This is a genomic window from Nonomuraea fuscirosea, assembly GCF_003001935.1.
Lineage (GTDB): Bacteria > Actinomycetota > Actinomycetes > Streptosporangiales > Streptosporangiaceae > Nonomuraea > Nonomuraea fuscirosea.
The window spans coordinates 1-17,391 of record NZ_PVNG01000048.1 but is presented as its reverse complement, the minus strand read 5'-3'; the positions used below and the strand labels follow the sequence as shown (position 1 = coordinate 17,391).

Genomic DNA, 17,391 nt, shown 5'->3' with positions numbered 1-17,391 from the left:
TACTGCGCCGAGGTCGGCCTGCCCACCACGGCGACCGACTTCGTGGTGCAGTTGAAGGCCCAGATGAAAGAGGTGGCCGTGGCCGTCGATGCGGGCTATCCGGACAACGCCGACCTGATGATCGACGAGCAGGGCCGGCCGACGCTCAAGGCCCACAAGTCGCCCGGCCACAGCGCCGGGGCGCTGGCGCTGGCTGTGGCGGTCAAGGACCGGCTGCCGGAACGTTCGCTGCTGGAGATCTTGACCCGGACCACCCGGCACCTGCGCTGGTTCCGCCATTTCGGGCCGCTGTCGGGGTCGGATGCCAAGCTGGCCGACCCGCTGGAGCGCTACCTGCTGGTGGCCTTCGCCTACGGCTGTAACCTGGGCGCCGCCCAGGCGGCTCGGCACCTGCGCGGTCGGGTCAGCGCCCACGAGCTGTCCTACACGCTGCGCAAGCACGTCACCGTGGCGAGCTTGAACAAGGCGATCGCGGATGTGGTCAACGCCTACCTGCGACTGGACCTGCCCCGGCTGTGGGGCGAGGGCAACGCGGTGGCCGCCGACGGCACCAAGTACGACGTGTACGTGGACAATCTGATCGCCGAGTTCCACATCCGCTACGGCGGATATGGGGGCATCGCCTACCACCACATCGCCGACAACTACATCGCGCTGTTCTCCCGGTTCATCCCGTGCGGGGTGTGGGAGGCGGTCTACATCATCGAAGGGCTGCTGGAGCAGGAGAGCGAGGCGGCGCCCAAGGAGATCCACGCCGATACGCAAGGTCAGTCGTTCCCGGTCTTCGGGCTGGCGCACCTGTTCGGGTTCGAGCTGCTGCCTCGCATCCGCAACTTCCGGGACCTGACCTTCCACCGGCCCGAGCCGGGCATCGCCTATCGGCATATCGACGCGCTGTTCGGCGAGCCGATCAACTGGCGGCTGATCGAGGATCACTGGCAGGACCTGATGAAGGTGGCCATCTCCATCCGGGAGGGTGAGCTGTCGTCGATCACGTTGCTGCGGCGGCTGCGGCACGACTCCAAGCGCAACAAGATCTACCGCGCCTTCCGCGAGCTGGGCCGTGTCAAGAGGACGATGGTGCTGTTGCGCTACATCTCCGACGCCGCGTTGCGAGAGAACATCACCCGGGCCACCAACATGGTCGAGTCCTACAACAACTTCGCCAAGTGGATCGGGTTTGGCAACAACGGGGTGATCGCCGACAACGAGCCCGAGGAACAGGAGAAAGCGATCAAGTTCAACACCCTGGTCGCCGACCTGGTCATGTACCAGACCACGCTGGACATGTCCCTGGTGCTCAACCAGCTGCGCAGCGAAAGGCAGGCGGTGTATCGCACCGACGTGGCCATCATGTCCCCTTATCAGGAAGACAACGTGCGCCGCTTCGGTGACTACATCTACGATCTGAACGCGCCGCTGGATGGTATGGAGGTCTGCCTGGACCTTGGTGAGGGGGCCGACGCGGCCTGAGCGGGGCTGCGCGCTGCCGGTGGGCTGGTCTTCAGAAGGTGTGAGTGGCGGGCCGGCCGCCAGGCTGAAGGCGTGGCCGTGGCAGTAGGCGTCGAGGGCGGTGCGGCATGTAGGTGATGACGTCGTCAGGTAGGTCGTCGAGGCCGAACTAGTCGATCTTGCTGCATTTGCCGGGCTCGGCGTTGACGGGCTGTCCCGTCCAGCGGGTGGCGGTGAAGAACACGCCGATGCGGGCTTGGCCGTCGGGGTCGGCGCGGTGGCGCAGGTGCGCGAAGGCCAGGTGCGTGCGGGGTTGATGACGATGCCGAGTTCTTCGCGGGCGGCGTCCGCGCGCAGGGTCTCCCCGACGTCCAGGCAGTCTCCGGGCTCCGACCAGGAGCCGTCGGCGAAGCCGGTGTTGGTGCGCGGTAGCAGCAGGACCATGCCGTCCTGATCGAGGATCAGGTGAACGCCCACGTGGAGCCGGAAGGTCTCGGCTGGTTCGCCCGCGGTGTAGGGAGATCGCTGGCGACCGGTAATGTTTCCGGCTTTCCGGACATTGGAGGGATGACCAATGATTCAGTGAGGAGGCCGGATGGGATCCACTCCCCACGGCCGGTTCGTGCAGATATACGAACACGCCTATCGCCCCGTGCTCGGGTACGTCCTGCGCCGATGTCAAGACCCCGATGACGCGGCCGACGTGGTGGCGGAGACGTTCGCCATCGCATGGCAGCGCGTCAACGAGATCCCGGCAGGTGATGAGGCCCGATTCTGGCTGTACGGCGTGGCTCGCAAGGCCCTCGCCAACCACCGCCGCGGCGAGAGACGGCATGAGCGGCGCGCCGCCGCGCTGCGTGAGCAGATCATCACCTCCCCGGCGCTCACCAAACCACCACCTGGCGAGTACACACAGCTCGGCCGGGTCTTCAGAAGTCTGAACGACGACGACAGGGAGCTGCTGTCGCTGGTCGCCTGGGAGAAGCTCGACACCGAACAGCTGGCCCACACGCTCGGCATCACCCGCAACGCCGTCCGCGTGCGACTGCACCGTGCCCGCAAACGGTTCATGCGCGCCTTGACCGACGCCGGAATCGACCTTCCGCTCTTCGAGAGGAGCACGCTGTGAACCTCGACGACCTCGCCCGAGTGCACGACGACGACCTGAACAGCGAGCCGGCCGGGCAGGTGTCAGGGCCGGGAGCCCAGACGCTGCTGTCCTCGATCATGTCCCAGCCGCCAGCGCAGGGCGCCAGAGCACACGGCAGGCGGTGGCGAGGTCCTGCCCCCTGGGTGGCCGCGGCGGCGAGTTTGGCCGCCACGGTCCTGGTCGTCACGATGGTGACAACGCCGGAGGTCCAACGGGCGAATCCGGCGGCGGCCTCGCCCTCGCCTGGCACGCAGCCATCGGCGCGCCGGATGCTGCTCGCCGCCGCCAGCGCCGCCAGCGCCGCGAAGCAGCCCATGCAGGGCGCCTACTGGCTGACCACCACGGTCTCCGGCACGGACGCGATCTCACCTGATCGCGGCTACGTCATCAGGCTGCGCCACGTTCAAGAGAAGTGGCTGGCACGCGGCCCTGGAGCGCAGAGCTGGCGAATCAGGCAGTATCTCGGCGCCAAGCCGCTCACCTCCGAGGACCGGGCAGCCTGGCGGGAGGCGGGCTCGCCGACCCAGTGGAAGTACCCGGTGGATATGACCCCATACGTCGGGGTCGCGGCCTTCCCCTCGTCGGAGATCGTGCGGGCCGCCGTGGAGGAGAAGGCGGCCTCGCGGCTGCGGGGCAAGTGGAAAGGCTCAGGAGGATCACTGACGAAGGAGTTGGTCTCCTGGGAGGAGCTCCGCCGCGTCCCGAGCGGAGAGCGGGAGTTGCGCGCCTACCTCGAACAGCGCATCACCGCCAGGGCCAAGGGCGGCTCGGAGAAGGACCCAGGTTGGCGGAAGTCGGCCTTGGAAAGCGCCTGCATGGAGATCGTCTTCGGTCTGCCCGTCTCCCCCACCGTCCGCGCCGCCGCCTACCGCATTCTGGCCACCATGCCCGAGATGAAGTCGCTGGGCAGGGTGAAGGACCCGCTGGGCCGCATGGGAGAGGCCTTCGGCTACCACCGCCCCCCTGGCCCAGGCAACGAGAACCCGTACGAGATCGCCTACATCATCGATCCCGCGACGGGCCTGCCGCTCGCGCATTCGGTGACCACCACGGTCGAGCTCGCCCACGGCCGTACCGCGAAGGTCACCGACTTCACCGCCTACCAGCAGTTGGGCTGGACCGACGCCGAGCCGTCACTTCCCGCGAAACGCGATTGACAGCGCAAAGAACCTCATCCGGCTCTGCTGACTCGATGGCTGCCGCAGACCCCTGATCACCAACAAGACCTGCGAGCGGCAGGTCGGGGATGTGGTTGCGGAGTTACGGGGCAACCAGATCCGTGATCAGGTTGCGCGCAGCGGCTATGGTCCGGCGTCGCGTGCTGGAGGCCGCCGAGATCGTCATCGATGCCCTGTCTCGGCACGGGCTGAAGGCGCGCACCATGGAGGGGCAGATCGCCGATGCCGCCACAATGGTCGAGCACGGGAGGGTGCTGGTGATCCGACCGCACGGATCGCCCACCAGCGCATGCGCTCGGCGAGGTGGGCGGGCGCGCGGGTGCCAGCGTGCGGGCCCGGCGGCGCCTGGTGGATCAGCCGCAGGACGCGGCCCGCCTCGCGGTAAGCCCGCAGCTCACCTGTCGACCCCTCCTGCAGCTGTGTGGCATGCCGCCCAGGAACGACCGTCAGCAGCAGCGAGAGGCTGTCCGGGTCGGCGTGGATCAGCGTCGGCGCGTTACCGCCCAGGGACGGCACCCAGCTGCTGTAGGCGTCGGCTTCGGCGCGGTACCGGCCCGGCCGGTCGTGCCGCTTCAGGATGTAGCGCTGCCCGTCGCCGGCGACGAGGAGCTGCACCCGCGACGGCAAGTCGAAGCGCTGAATCGGCGTGACGGGGCCGAGCTGGTCGCGGGCCACCGCCAGCAGGTCGTCGTCGGTGCGCGTCATCGGCGTGCCGGCGCGTGCAGGTGCGCGCTGTCGTTGTGGCATTGCAGCATCCAGCGTTCGGGCGCCGAACCGGTCGCGGTGCAGCTGCCAGTGGGTGATCGAGGCGTGGTCGACGGTGAAGCTCGTCCGCACGCCGACGCCCAGTTCGAGTAGCAGGACGTGCGCGGCGAGCACGGTCTCGCCATGGGCGGCGAACAGCACCCGCTCCCCCTGGTGGGCTCGCACCAGGTCGGCGACGGCCGCGCCGGCGCGCTGGAGGTAGCCGTTCCAGGTGTCGGAGCCTGCCGCCCACGGCTGGTCGGGGTGGGCGTGCGGGCCGCCGCGGAACGCGGTCTTCACCTCGTGCCACACCTTGCCGTCGGCATCCCCATGGTTGGGGTGAGACCGGAATACGAACGAAGCGTGCCACGGCCCGGTTCCACAGTTGGGTGCCCGGTCTGCCGCCGCGCAGCCGAGGTGATCCGCCTTAGACGATTTCCCGTGTGCGGCCATCCCTCGGGCCTTCACGGGCCGGGCCGGTCAGATTGCGCTCTGCTGGTCGTGGTCGCGCAGCATACGCAGGACGGTTGCGGGCGAGGGGTGACGGCCCTTTTTCACGCCGCTGGTGATGACGAGCCGGGCGGCGATGTCGCGCAGGCTCAGGTTCTGGTCGCGCAGGTGCAGGGCCATAGACAGCATGTTCTCGTCGGTGACGGTGGCGCCGCCGATGGTCTTGCCGCGGGCGCGGGCGGATTCGTGGCCTTCCAGAGTGCGGTCGCGGATGTATTCGCGTTCCATCCCGGACAGGGCCGCGAGCACGGTGAACACCACGCCTGAGGGGTCATGGGAGCCCTGCAGTTCGCCGGTGAGGAACTCCAGGCCGATGCCGGCGGCGCGCAGTTGCTCGGCGAGGGCGGCGAGGTCGAGGCCGCGGCCGAGGCGCTTGTGCTCGTGTACCACGAGGGTGACCGCGACGCCGGCCGCGCGGAGCTCGCGGGCCAGGGTGACGGCCTTGTCGAGTTCGGGCCGGGTGGTGGCGCGGGTGGAGATCTTCTCGGCGAAGACGCGGGTGATGCCAGCGGCCTTCAGGGCGTCGAGCTGGGTGTCCAGGGACTGGCGGAGGGTGGAGGCGCGGGCGTAGCCGATCCGCGCGTGCCCGGCCGGTTCGGCGTCGGCTGCGGCCGGGCGGGGCAGTGCGACCCAGGCCGTACCCGGCTTGCGGACGGCCGGGGTGGGGACGTTGAGCGCCTTTGCGAATGCGGGCACGAGCCGGAAGCGGGCGGTGTGGTACTGGATGGCCACCTTGCCCCGGCCGGTGCGGCAGGGTGAGCCGGCGGGGGCGGCGCAGGAGGTCATCGGACAGTCGTGGGCCTCCACGCGGAGGAAGTCGTCGTCGCGCACCCCGAGATCGTTTCATAAGAGTGTTTCAGACCGCCATCCGTTTGCACCGACTCATGAAACAGCGTTCGTCCTGGACGTGCCAGGCTGGAGCCGCTTGTTTCATAGGTGCTCGCTTATGAAACGCTCAGCTCCTCACGGCGCGATCCGAAGAGTCTGTACGAGCCTTACGTGGCCCGCTTGCGGGAGAGGCGCGCGGTCACACACGTCGCTGAGCCCAGCTGTGACGATGTCCGCTCCCCGTAGACCAACTGTCGGCGGTCTCACCGGCCCGCTCGGGTCGCTATCAACCACAGCCTTCCGTTTCCCCCGCTTGACGACACGTGGCTCGGCCCGTTGCCCTTCCTGGCACCGCTTCGTCTGAAGGGATGTCGCAATGCCTTCCACGACAGCTGGTGAAACACTTGTCCATCCATCGGCGAAGGAGGGCACCCTTTCAAGCTACCGAAGGCAGACAATGACACGAAAGATCTGGATATGGCCGCAATGACCCGAGCGCTTCCGGACCAGGATCCGGACCAGGAGGTCAGTGACGCGGCGATCATCGAGCAATCCTGGCAAGACCCGGAACGCTTCGCCGCGGTTTTCGACCGCTACTACTTCCAGATCCACGGGTTCGCCGCACAGCGGTTAGGGCCGAGCCTCGCCGACGACGTGGCCGCGGAGACGTTCCTGGTTGCGTTCGACCGACGTGACCGCTACGACTTGTCGCGTGCAGATGCCCGGCCCTGGCTGTACGGGATCGTCGCCAACCTGATCGCCCGGCATCACCGGGCGGAGGCCAGGCGGTATCGGGCGCATTCACGGACACCTCTCACGCAGGCCGACGACGGCCACGCCGACCAGGTTGCGGGCCGTGTCGACGCCCGGGTGCAACGGGTGCCTCTGATGGCGGCGCTCGCGAAAATCCCTCGCTCCCACCGTGAGGTGCTCTTGCTCATCGCCTGGGGCGGGCTGAGCTCCGAGGAGGTGGCCGAGGCACTTGGCATCACCGGCGCCGCCGTCCGAACCCGGCTGCACCGGGCCCGCAAGACCCTGCGCGCCTCGCTGAACGGCGCCGAGCCGACAACGATCGGAAAGGACGGTTGATCATGGACGACATCGAGATGCTGCACGCTGTGCGCCCGCAACCCGACGCCCCCTCACACGCCGCCTATACGGCCGCCCGCGCGGCCCTCCTGGAACGCGCCGTCAGCCCGTCGCCCACGGCGCGCCAGCGCACCCCCTGGCGGCGGGCGCGCTGGATCCTGATCCCAGCGGTTGCGGCGGCCATCGCTGCCGCGCTCGTGATCGTGCCGGGCCGTGTCGGCGACTCCCGGCCGCCGGTCATGAGTTCGCGCGACGTCCTGCTCGTCGCCGCCGACACGGCGGAGCGCACCCCTGAGAGCGCCGGGACGTACTGGCACATCACCATCACAAGAGAGGGGGCTGCGACCGAGGAGTACTGGTATCGGCGCGACGGTCATTTCTGGATCAAAGGCAAAGGGCTAAAGGGCGAAGGCAAGCTCTTGGAGTGGCCGATGAAGCCTCAGCCTTTCGCGGTGGGACCGTTGCGCATGACCTTCGAAGAGCTGCGGTCGCTGCCCGCCGACGAGAAGGCCCTGTACACCCGGCTCTGGTCCGCTGTCCCCGAAAGCGGTGTCCGCCCCAGCGGGGGACCGATCACGACTGTCGAACAGGACGGCCTCGCTATGGAGGCGCTGCTCTCGCTGATCAGTGAGGCACCGGTCTCGCCCCAGGTCCGTGCCGCCGCCTATCGAGCGCTCGCCTCACGACCGGGAGTCCTCGATCTCGGCGAGACCGATGGCGGGCGACGCCTGCAGGTCCCGGTAGCTTCCGGGAAGGGCATCATGATCGTCGACCCGGACACCGGGCGGATCCGCGAAACCTCCGTATGGGCTCCCCTCACAGGCGGAATGGCTTATACCCAGGACGGCATGGTGACGATCGACGCTGAATGGACGGATCAGCTCCCGCCCGGGTGATCTGTGAATCTGCTCCCTGCAGGAGCGAGCCCCATAGCGATGCGCCCGGCTGCGCGCCCGATCTCCGGTGGTCGTCGAAACGAGCCGCAACGTGTTCGAGGAGCGGGCCTCGAAAAATGGGAGGCACTGGAAGGCACTCGGCGTGCTGGCCATCGAGATTAAGCGAACCCGTCACCGAGTGAGGCACCCCAACCCACCACCACGACGATGGCCCGCGCATCGCGTCGGGCCATCGTCAGCTCCGGAGCACACCATCGTTGCCGTGCGGCACACTGGGCGGAGCTGCGTGATCGCCCTGGTCAGCGACATGACTGACCCTTTCTCCCGTACTGCCCCCTAGCTGGCTTCATGCGCTACAAGATCAACCCGAGGTCGTCCATCTCCTCCTCGGCGGTGGGCTCACGATCGCCCTCGTCGTCTTCGGGGTCGTACATGACCGGCAGCATCGCACCCGGGCGCGGGCCGGCCTGCGGCGACACGTCTCGGGGCGGAGGAAGCATCACACCGGCGCGGCGGGGAACAGCGCGCGAGGGGTGAGGTCCAACCTGGTCGCCACGATGTTCTGCGGCGGGGTGGTGTCCACGATCCAGTTGCCGAACCGGCGTATCGTGCGCGTGATCAGGGGTGAGATGGTGGCCAAGTCGTCGGGGTCGACGACGTGGCCTTCGGCGGCCAGGGCATTGGCGGCATCGGTGATGTCCAGGGCGGTGGAGTAGATCGCGCAGTTGGCGATCAGCTCGTTGAACTTCACCACCCGCTCCTGGTAGTCGGGGTCGTTGTGGCTAATTAGCTGCCCGCCGATCATCAGGTGCGCGGCGAAGCCGTGAAACGCCTCGGTGCGGTTGGTGATCGCCGTGATCTGGTCTCTGAGCTGAGGCTCCGACAAGTACCGGAGCAGCGTCACGGTCCGCACCACACGACCCAGCTCGCGCAGCGCCTTGTAGATCCGGTTGCGCCGGGAGTGGTTGCCCAGACGACGCAGCAGGGGTCCCCGTAGCAAACGGCGGAAATCCAACGGATTAAGGCCTGACCTGCGGGTTCTCGCGTTCCACGGTTCTTGTTGATCATCTCCGCTACGGTTCGTCACGAACTGGATGATCTGGTGACTCGTGGAGTGGCTGATGTCGACGAGGTTTTTGTCGGATGAGCAGTTGGAGCGTCTTCGGTCGTTCCCGGACATCGGGCGCGAGGAACTGATCAAGTACTTCACGCTGACGTCGCGCGAGCACGCGTTCTTGGATGCGCCGGGTCGGGGACCGGAAGCGCGCTTGGGGCTTGCCGTGCAACTGTGCACGTTGCCGTGGCTCGGCTACATCCCCGACGACCTCCAGGAGATTCCGCAGGCTGCGTTGGTGCGGTTAGCAGGGCAGATGGCGGTGTTCCCAGGGATGTTGGAACAGTACGCGCGAGCCACGAAGAAGCGCCCGCAAACCCGCAGTGATCACCTGAAGCTGGTGATGAAGTACCTGACGTGGAAGAACCCCTCACCGGGCAGCATTCAGTGGAAAGAGCTGGAGCAGTTCCTACTGGACCGGGCGATGGAACACGACACTCCCTCGCTGCTGTTCCAGCAGGCGGCGGAGCATCTGATCAGCGCGCAGGTCGTACGGCCCGGGGTCGTCACACTGATGGAACTGGTGACCGCGGCCCGCTCTGCCGCAGGGGCGTTGACCACTCAAAGGGTCGAGCACCTGGCTGACGCGGCCGATGCGAGCGGATCTGGACCGGCTGCTGGTGCATGATCCCGAGATCGGGATGCCACGGTTGCGGTGGTTGACGACACCGGCGGTGGAGGCTACGCCACTGGCGATCGGCGTCTCCATTGACAAGCTGCTGTATCTGCGGGCGATGGATGCGCATCACCTGGATCTGTCGATGCTGCCGCGGGAGCGGCGCCGGTTCCTGGCCACGGTGGGCCGCCGCTCGACGGTTCAGGGGCTGGAACGGCGTGAGGAGCGCCGCTACCCGATCCTGCTCGCGCTGGTGGCTCAGTCAGCGGTCGATCAGCTGGACGAGGTCATCGCGCTGTTCGACCAAGCGGTGTCGGCACGCGAGTCGCACGCCAAGGCCAAGACGGATGAGGCCCTGGCGGAGCGGGCCAAGAAGGGCGAGGCTCGCCAACTTCTGATGGATGTGATCCTCCCGATCCTGGTCGACCCCGGGATCTCGGATGAGCAGGTGGGCGGGATCTTGCGTGAACGCATCGGGATGGACAAGCTCCGCGAGGTCTCCGCGATCAACTGGAAGCCGTTGCCGCGCGACCACGGCCGCCTGGCCGCGTTGGAGGCCTCCTACACCTACCTGCGCAAGTTCAATCCCAAGGTGCTGTCGGCGGTCGACTTCCAGGGTGGCCCCGGCGCCACCGATCTGATGGACGCCCTCGAGGTTTTGAAGGAGCTGAACCGGACCGGTGGCCGCAAGGTCCCGGCCGGGACACCCACGTCGTTCGTGCCCGCCCGGTACGCCGATTACTTGGCCAAGGCCCGGAAGACAGGTGATGAGAAGGCGTTCCGGCACTACTGGGAGCTGTGCCTGGTGCTCGCGCTGCGGGACGGGCTCCGCTCGGGGGATGTGTTCGTTCCCGGGTCTCGCCGGTACGCCGATCCCGGCACCTACCTGTTCACCCCGGAGCAGTGGGAGGGCCGGCGGGCGGAGTTCTGCCAGTTGGTCCGCAAGCCTGCCCGTGCGGCCGAGGCGATCGACCAGGTGAAGGAGGAACTGCACCAAGCTCTGGAAGACCTCGAAGAGACCCTGGCGAACGCCGCGCCCAACGATGTTGGCGCGGTCCGGCTGGACGAGGCGGGGCAACTCGTCATTCCGCCGCTGTCGGCAGAGGACATCCCGGCCGAGGCCAAGGCGCTGCGGGAGGAGCTGTCAGGGATGCTGCCGTTCGTGCCGATCGCCTCGCTGCTGATCGAGCTGGACGCACGCACCCACTTCCTGGACTGCTTCACCCATGCCGGCGGCCGCAAGACCAAGCTGTCGATCGAACAGAAGCGCAACATCCTCGCGGTTTTGATCGCCGGCGCCACCAACCTCGGGCTCACCCGCATGTCCGAGGCGTGCGGCGTCTCCTACGACACCCTCGCCTGGACCCAAGAGTGGTACGTGCGGGAGGAGACGCTGCGCGAGGCGAACACGGTGCTGGTCAACCACCACTACAAACTTGAGCTGGCCAAGAAGTTCGGGGGCGGCACCATGTCCTCCTCCGACGGGCAGCGCTTCCCTGTGCGCGGCAAGAGCTTGACGGCCCGCGACATGAACATCCACGGCGGGAAGGTCTTGTCGACCTACACCCACGTCTCCGACCAATGGTCGACGTACGGGACCAAGCAGATCATCCCCACCACCCGCGAGGGCCACTACACCCTTGATGAGCTGCTGGGGAATGAGACCGATCTACCGATCCACGAGCACGCGACAGATACTCACGGTGCCACGCTGGTCAACTTTGGCCTGTTCGACCTGGTCGGCAAGGTTCTGACGCCTCGGGTGCGGGATCTGGGCCGGATCACGCTGATGCGGGTCGACACCCCTGCGGCGACCAACGCCCTGTTCCCTCACGCCGGACCGCTACTGGCCGACCGGTGGAACGAAGACCTCATCACCGAGTGCTGGGATGACCTGCTGCGGATGGCCGGATCGCTGAAATTCGGTGAGGCGACCGCGTCCCTGGTCGTCGGCAAGTGGTCGGCCGCCTCCCGCCAGAACACTCTCTCCGCGGCGGTCAAGGAGTGGGGCCGCATGCGGCGAACCATTCACGCAGCTCGCTACTTGTCGGACCCGGTCTACAGGCGGAAGATCTCCCGCCAGCTCAACAAGGGCGAGAGCCTGCACGCCCTGCGTCGCGATCTGCACTACGCTCAGCAAGGCACGATCGTCCGCCCACACCTGCAGGATCAAACCGAACAGGCCTGGTGCCTCACGATCTTGACCAACGCGGTGATCACGTGGACGACTGAGTATTACGCGATGGGGATCAGGGAACTGCGCGCCCAGGGCCGTGAGGTCTCCGACGAACTGCTGTCGTTCATCGCGCCCGGCCACCGGGAGAACATCAACTTCTTCGGCTTTATCGAGGTCGACATCGAAGGCGAACTCGCCAAACTGGACGACGGCTGGCGGCCGCTGCGCCCGACCTTGGTCACCGAGGCCGGCACCACCTTTCTGCTCAACCCTTGAACCGCTGTCCCGTCTCATTCACTGGAGGTACGGGAAGGCTCTGACCCGCAGTGTCTCAGATTGGATGAGACGCGCGGCGTCAAAAGGCGCTGGCCTCGGTCTGGCCGGGCCACACCATTGAGACAGTGGGAAATCAAGGTGCCGACCACGATCACGATCCGGCCAAATATCAGCAAACGTTCGAAAGGGCTTGGTGGAACCACTATAAAGGTGATCGTGGATCTGTCTCGGCGGTCTTCATTCCTGCTCGTCAAGGTGGCTGGCGGTCTGGCGTTGGTGTCGGGAGTCGTCGCCGCGACCTGGGGACCGGCGCTCGTGATCGGCGGCGTCCTTCGAGGCGTGGTAAGCGTACGGTGCTTGCCCGTTCCCCACACTCTCGACGGTCGGGTACACAGCGAGAGATGGGCGGTCAAGGATCTGTCGACAGGAGCAACGTACGTATCGCCGGTCACGGATCTGTCGACAGGAGCAAGGTTCATCCCGCGAGACACACTGCTCGTAGCTGGCTCCTCTGTCGCTGAGCAGGTTATGGCCCACGGAGAGAACCTCCTGATCGCGTTATGCGTCTTCTGGGCAGGAATCCTGCTCTACCGGCTATCCCGGTCGGTGCCTCATGACTCCCCGTCTGCTCGGCGCTATCGGGTACGACTCGCCTGGCTCGGGTGGATCTGCGTCACCATCGCGGTAACGGGACCGCTTGCCCCGTACTTCGCCTCCTCCGCGCTCCTTGACAGAGTTGGCTTCTCAGGTGAGTGCAGGTACTCGTACAGCGCGCTATCCGTGATCCCCGCAGTCACCGCGGCCCTCCTGTTCGCGGTGGGCGCGTGGGTGCACCGGACAGTCCCGGCTTCTTCGGAGTCCGTAGGCTGATCGCCTTGGCGGATCGACGCCCGCAGGAAGGCCCCTCCCGCCTCGCCGGGGGCGAGATGTAACGGGGTTGGCGCAGTGCTGTGGCCACCGGCGGCATGGCCCCTAACACCTGCAATGCTCCAAACGAGCCGGTCATCACAACTGCCTTCCAGGTCAGATGAGACCCAACACCGCCACGACGCGAAACTGTAGCCTCAGTGGATAACCGACATTATCCGCTGAGCAAGGCTAGGATCTCAGTGGATAACGATGTCGCCGGGCCTGTGAATGCCGGGGCGGAACTCAGCGGATAATAGGGAGTGGTCAGCGATGGCAGATCCAGACCGGCGCCGGACCGCGCAACCCGAGGTCGACGCGCTCCTCGACCGAGCCGACGCCGCAAATCAAGCGGTGACCGAGATCGTGACGATCAACCAAGCCGAGAGCATCGTCTCCCGCGTCCGGGTAGCCGACCTCGTCGCCGAGCATCAGGCGCTACACGAGCAGTACGAGCAGGCGGATTCCGAGTTGGCCGCCGCGGCAGCCGCTGGCGATCCGAACCGGATCGCCAGTGCCCGCCAAGCTCGCGATGCGGCCAGCGCCGTCTGTGACCGGGTCGGCCGCGTCTTGCGCCGCGAGATGGCGGGACTGGCGGAGGCGGGGATTGAGCGCACCGGCACGCTGCTGGCCCAGGTACGCACCGCCTGGAGCGCAGAGGACGCCGCTCGCGACGCCCTTGCCGGGCGACCGGCGGCACCCGGGCGGGAGGTAGTGACGATCGTGGACGAGCCCGCACGGCCCTACCCGACGGAATGGATCACTGAGGGGCTACCGCCTCTCGTGGAGGGGGTCGATGACTGGGCCGCCCGCGACGCCTACCTCGCCGACGGACACGCCGACGTCGACCGCGACGATAGCTCTCCCGACGACGAAGGGCACGGGCCGGAGGCGAACGGCCGGTGAATGCCGAGGTCGTCGCGCTGCGCCCCGATGCCGGCGACATCGCTTCGGTCGCCGACCGGGCGCTGAGTGCCCTGCATCGATACCTCGACCGGTGCAAGCTGTCGGCCAACACGGCCAAGGCCTACAAGCGGCAGGCCGCCACTTACGTGTTGTGGCTGACCGGTCCCGGCATCGAGCACGACGACGCCTTCGCCGACGTCGTCGGCGCCGAGGCCGCGGTCACCGCCTGGCGGCGCAGCCGGATCGAGGAGCGGGCCGCACCCAACACGATCAACCAGGGGATCGCCGCACTCACCCTCATGTACGCCCAACTGGGGCTGCGCATCCGCATCAAACGCGCCACCGTGCCCAAGCCCGGCGAGCCCGACGCCCTCACCGGCGCCGAGCAAGGGGCCGTCGAACGCGCCGCCGCCCGCCGCGGCGCCCGGGATGCGGCGATCATCGCGGTCCTGCTGTACGCCGGAGCCCGCGAGGAGGAATGCGCCCGGCTGGAGGCCGACGACATCGCGATCACCGCCCGCACCGGCACCATCCGCCTGCACGGCAAGGGCGACCAAGTCCGCACAGTCCCGATCCCACCGACCGCACGGGCCCGCATTACTGCATGGCTCGACATCCGCGGCCGCCAACCCGGCCCGCTGTGGACCGGCCAGCGCGGAGCCCTGACCATCTCCGGGATCGTCCAGGTCGTCCTGGCCGTCGGCACCGACGCCAAACACCCCGGCCTACGCCCCCACCGGCTCCGCCACACCTACGCCACCCGGCTGCGCGAAGGCGGTGCCGACGTCGCACAGGTCCAGGCCCTCCTCGGCCACGCCTCCCTCGACACCTCGGCTCGGTATTTCCGCGCAGGCACAGCCGAGCAAGCCGCCGTCGTCGACCGAGTCTTCGACTAGCGCTTCACGAGTTTCTCCGGGCCTCCCCCTAGCGGAGATGATCAACAAGAACCGCGGAACGCGAGAACCCGCTGGTCAGGCCTTAATCCGTTGGATTTCCGCCGTTTGCTACGGGGCCCCTCGATTACAACACCGCTGTGAAGGCATTTCTCCGCTCGGCTGGAATCGCCGCCTCTTCCCAGCGGATTTACCGGATCTCCCTGCTCACCTGGGCGTGGCTGGCTTGCGGGCAGCAGCCGCCGCTGGGGCGCGAGCGCCGGGGAGGAGGTCGGCCGAGGCGATGGGTCGCTCGTCTCGGGATGCGGCAGGCAGTGCGGGCAGGGGCGGCAAGAGGGTGATGTCGAGGTGGGTGATGGCGCGGCTGGTGTCGGGGCGGCCGTCGTCCAGTCGTTCGCCGTAGCGGGAGATCGGTGATTTGACCTTGCGGGTGCTGATTCGTGGGCGTCGTGGCGGAAGCAGCCTGGCCAGCACCCGGCGTCCGATCGTTCCGATGGGGTCGGGAGCTTCGGGCAGGACGCCTTCGGCTTGGATGGCCAGGTCACGGGCAGCGTGGAAGGCGTTGGTGAACCCGCATCGATCGGGATCGGTTCCGGGGCGGGACTGCGCTGCGTCGACCATGACGGTGCGCAGCAGTTGGTAGAGCGTGAGCAGCGCCCACATCTCCTGCTCGACGCCGGCTGGGTCGCCCGACCTCAGCACGCGGCCGCGCAGGATCGTGTGGCGGAGCGCGTAGTAAGCCGATTCGTGTTCCCAGCGCTGATGATACAAGGAGACCAGGGCGCCGGCCGGGTGGCGGCGGGCGTTGGTCAGCGTGGTGACCAGCCGGTAGGAGGCGTCGAAGACGGTGCCGTCAGCGCACGTCACGGTGATCTGCGCGTCGACGATCCGCACCGGGACCGAGCCGATCATCGACAGGTAGGAGCCGTCTGCCAGGCGGGACAGGACCGGAACGCGGCGGTTGCTGCACAGGCGGCCGACGACCTGAGCTCCGGTGCCCGTCACCGCGGCGAGGAAGTCGTTGCCATCGAATCCCTTGTCCCACAGCACGAGCATGTCCGGCCTCAGTAGGTGAGCAGCCGCCCGGCGTATGCGGTCTCACCTGTGGCGGTGGGCCCGAAGACAGCGCCGATCATCGCCCGGGTGCCGGTCTCTACCAGGGTCATCAGCTCCAGCTGGGGATAACCGCCATGGGTCAGCCGATCCAGGCAGGCCCGGTTCCGGCCGGTATCGGGCACCTGGCAGCCCGGCCAGAGCGCCGGTCATCCTGTCCCAGACAAGCAGGTAGCCGACCTCCGGAAACAGGCACATCGCCAGCAGGAAATACACCCCCACCCGCGAGGGAAGCTCCCGAAGCCGGCGCTGCACCCGGCCCGTCTCCGCCAGCACCGCATCCACCAACTCGAACGGCACGACCTGCGTGAGCTCTCCCACGTGACCCGGTGCGAACACCCCCGCGGCCACCCGCACCACCCGGGAAATGACCAACTGATCCCGCAACGGGACTCCACTCTTCAGATGATCTTCGCCGACATCTGATCTACAGGAGTCCCGTTGCCCGTCTCAGCCGATTGACAAGAACCAAATCCCCTTAACTACCTGGCCTTGGGGGAAGCTCAGTTGGGCTGCTGCATCAGGAGCCACGCGGCAGCGAGAGCCGCGATGATGGCGCCAGGAGCCTTGGCCGCGAGGTCGGCGAACGGGAGCGCTTGGCCGCGCCTACGGTGGGCACCACGTTGGCCCTACCCCGTCACGTTGGCCGAAAATCGCCACAAAATGACAGAATAGCATCTTCCGTTTCTTTCTCCGGCGTGAAAATCTCCCCTTCAAAAGGACGGCAACCCGAACAGGCCGATAGAGGAGTCACGTCGAGGGATTGCGATAACGGATGCTGCATCCCATAATCTTTCGCAAAACAGTCGCGCACAAATACATTGCAATCTCGCTAAGATTCAACCGGGAGGACGAGTGAATAAATTCGGTGTAGTGCGCAAGCTAGCGGCTGTCGTCGCGGGTGCCACCGTTGCAATGTCCGCCGTACCAGCTCACGCGGCATCGCCGATCCCTTGGGGCGAACGGTGCGGGGTCTATCGCCTACAGACTGACCTAAACAGGGTCGATGTATACTATAAGCACTGCAATAATGACCCCATCACCGTCAGGGTCTACTACACGAACGGGAGCGAAGGTAATGCGTGTTTTGCGTGGGCCTCAACACGACGCCTGGGATCAATTACCCAGATTTACTGGGCTCAGTATGTGGGGGGCTATCCTTGCAATCCGTACGCCTAGCTAGCCTCGATCTTTCATGACCCAGGATTGGTCGGCTGAGTGGTCCGGCTGAGGGTCGAATACGGGCGGTGGTCAGCGTGCTGGCCCGGCTGTCGCGCCGGGTGGGCGGGGTTCCGCGGGCCCGCGGGTGTCCTTTCCTAGTCGTAGGGATGGGTGGGGGCTGGTTAGGGCAGGGCTGGCAGCGCTTGCAGGCGTGTCAGCGCGGTGAGGATGTCGCGGGCCCAGGGCCATCGGGAAGCGAGGCGTAGCCGCACGCGTCGGCCGCCGCGCACCAGCCGTCCGGCCACGGCGAACAAGCGAAGGCGCACGCGTTTGGGTTCGTAGCCGCGGGCGGTGGTGCCGGGCAGCGCGAGCATCTGCATCCA

The 17,391-nt window shown here is 67.0% G+C and carries 15 protein-coding genes and 1 pseudogene; 10 read left to right on the top strand and 6 right to left on the bottom strand.

Features of this window, described 5'->3' with window-relative positions:
- Nucleotides 1-78 precede the first annotated feature (78 nt).
- The 3 genes from B0I32_RS54310 (at nt 79) to B0I32_RS54295 (ending at nt 3,759) form a co-directional block, all read left to right on the top strand.
- Nucleotides 79-1,473, top strand: a complete 1,395-nt coding sequence (locus tag B0I32_RS54310) for a Tn3 family transposase (protein ID WP_181308865.1) — start codon at nt 79-81, stop codon at nt 1,471-1,473.
- A 574-nt stretch (nt 1,474-2,047) separates the two neighbouring features.
- Entirely contained in the window at nt 2,048-2,581 is a 534-nt protein-coding gene (locus B0I32_RS54300; protein ID WP_106253192.1) for an RNA polymerase sigma factor, read from the top strand.
- Nucleotides 2,578-3,759, top strand: coding sequence for a CU044_5270 family protein (locus tag B0I32_RS54295; RefSeq protein ID WP_106253190.1), 1,182 nt, complete (start codon nt 2,578-2,580; stop codon nt 3,757-3,759). The genes B0I32_RS54300 and B0I32_RS54295 overlap by 4 nt, the downstream gene beginning before the upstream one ends.
- Nucleotides 3,760-3,942: 183 nt before the next feature.
- On the opposite strand, the gene B0I32_RS59405 is transcribed toward B0I32_RS54295, so the two are convergent.
- Both B0I32_RS59405 and B0I32_RS54280 read right to left on the bottom strand, forming a co-directional pair.
- Nucleotides 3,943-4,977 carry a histidine phosphatase family protein gene (locus B0I32_RS59405; protein WP_281262694.1) on the bottom strand — a complete coding sequence of 345 codons (1,035 nt, stop codon included), beginning with the start codon at nt 4,975-4,977 and terminating at the stop codon, nt 3,943-3,945.
- Nucleotides 4,978-5,004: 27 nt separating this feature from the next.
- Nucleotides 5,005-5,865, bottom strand: coding sequence for a recombinase family protein (locus B0I32_RS54280; protein ID WP_245956710.1), 861 nt, complete (start codon nt 5,863-5,865; stop codon nt 5,005-5,007).
- Nucleotides 5,866-6,339: 474 nt separating this feature from the next.
- On the opposite strand from B0I32_RS54280, the gene B0I32_RS54275 reads away from it, so the two are divergent.
- Together B0I32_RS54275 and B0I32_RS54270 are read left to right on the top strand one after the other, a co-directional pair.
- Complete coding sequence (locus tag B0I32_RS54275) at nt 6,340-6,951, top strand: RNA polymerase sigma factor (protein WP_245956709.1); 612 nt, start codon at nt 6,340-6,342, stop codon at nt 6,949-6,951.
- A gap of 2 nt (nt 6,952-6,953) precedes the next feature.
- On the top strand, nt 6,954-7,847 hold the full coding sequence (locus tag B0I32_RS54270) for a CU044_5270 family protein (RefSeq protein ID WP_106253187.1): 894 nt from the start codon (nt 6,954-6,956) through the stop codon (nt 7,845-7,847).
- Between the two features lie 499 nt (nt 7,848-8,346).
- Here B0I32_RS54270 and B0I32_RS54265 read toward each other — a convergent pair whose 3' ends face one another.
- Nucleotides 8,347-8,847, bottom strand: a complete 501-nt coding sequence (locus tag B0I32_RS54265) for a Tn3 family transposase (protein ID WP_219912522.1) — start codon at nt 8,845-8,847, stop codon at nt 8,347-8,349.
- A 109-nt stretch (nt 8,848-8,956) separates the two neighbouring features.
- On the opposite strand from B0I32_RS54265, the gene B0I32_RS59400 reads away from it, so the two are divergent.
- From B0I32_RS59400 to B0I32_RS54250, 5 genes are all read left to right on the top strand, one after another.
- Nucleotides 8,957-9,589 (top strand): DUF4158 domain-containing protein, encoded by a 633-nt coding sequence (locus B0I32_RS59400; protein WP_219912521.1) that lies wholly within the window; start codon nt 8,957-8,959, stop codon nt 9,587-9,589.
- Nucleotides 9,555-12,029 carry a Tn3 family transposase gene (locus tag B0I32_RS54260; RefSeq protein ID WP_219912520.1) on the top strand — a complete coding sequence of 825 codons (2,475 nt, stop codon included), beginning with the start codon at nt 9,555-9,557 and terminating at the stop codon, nt 12,027-12,029. Before B0I32_RS59400 ends, B0I32_RS54260 begins: the two co-directional genes overlap by 35 nt.
- Before the next feature lie 138 nt (nt 12,030-12,167).
- The gene (locus tag B0I32_RS57220) at nt 12,168-12,899 is read left to right on the top strand and encodes a hypothetical protein (protein WP_146178716.1); all 732 of its coding nucleotides are present in this window, start codon (nt 12,168-12,170) and stop codon (nt 12,897-12,899) included.
- A 309-nt stretch (nt 12,900-13,208) separates the two neighbouring features.
- Nucleotides 13,209-13,841, top strand: a complete 633-nt coding sequence (locus tag B0I32_RS54255; RefSeq protein WP_106253185.1) for a hypothetical protein — start codon at nt 13,209-13,211, stop codon at nt 13,839-13,841.
- Nucleotides 13,838-14,737 carry a tyrosine-type recombinase/integrase gene (locus B0I32_RS54250; RefSeq protein ID WP_106253183.1) on the top strand — a complete coding sequence of 300 codons (900 nt, stop codon included), beginning with the start codon at nt 13,838-13,840 and terminating at the stop codon, nt 14,735-14,737. The genes B0I32_RS54255 and B0I32_RS54250 overlap by 4 nt, the downstream gene beginning before the upstream one ends.
- A 204-nt stretch (nt 14,738-14,941) precedes the next feature.
- On the opposite strand, the gene B0I32_RS59395 is transcribed toward B0I32_RS54250, so the two are convergent.
- The 3 genes and pseudogenes from B0I32_RS59395 to B0I32_RS54235 form a co-directional block, all read right to left on the bottom strand.
- Nucleotides 14,942-15,790 carry a transposase gene (locus tag B0I32_RS59395; protein WP_219912519.1) on the bottom strand — a complete coding sequence of 283 codons (849 nt, stop codon included), beginning with the start codon at nt 15,788-15,790 and terminating at the stop codon, nt 14,942-14,944.
- Between the two features lie 198 nt (nt 15,791-15,988).
- A pseudogene (locus B0I32_RS60725) lies at nt 15,989-16,168 on the bottom strand (transposase domain-containing protein); the annotation flags it as partial.
- Between the two features lie 1,022 nt (nt 16,169-17,190).
- The coding region (locus tag B0I32_RS54235) for a transposase (protein ID WP_181308863.1) at nt 17,191-17,391 on the bottom strand (201 nt) is incomplete at its 5' end.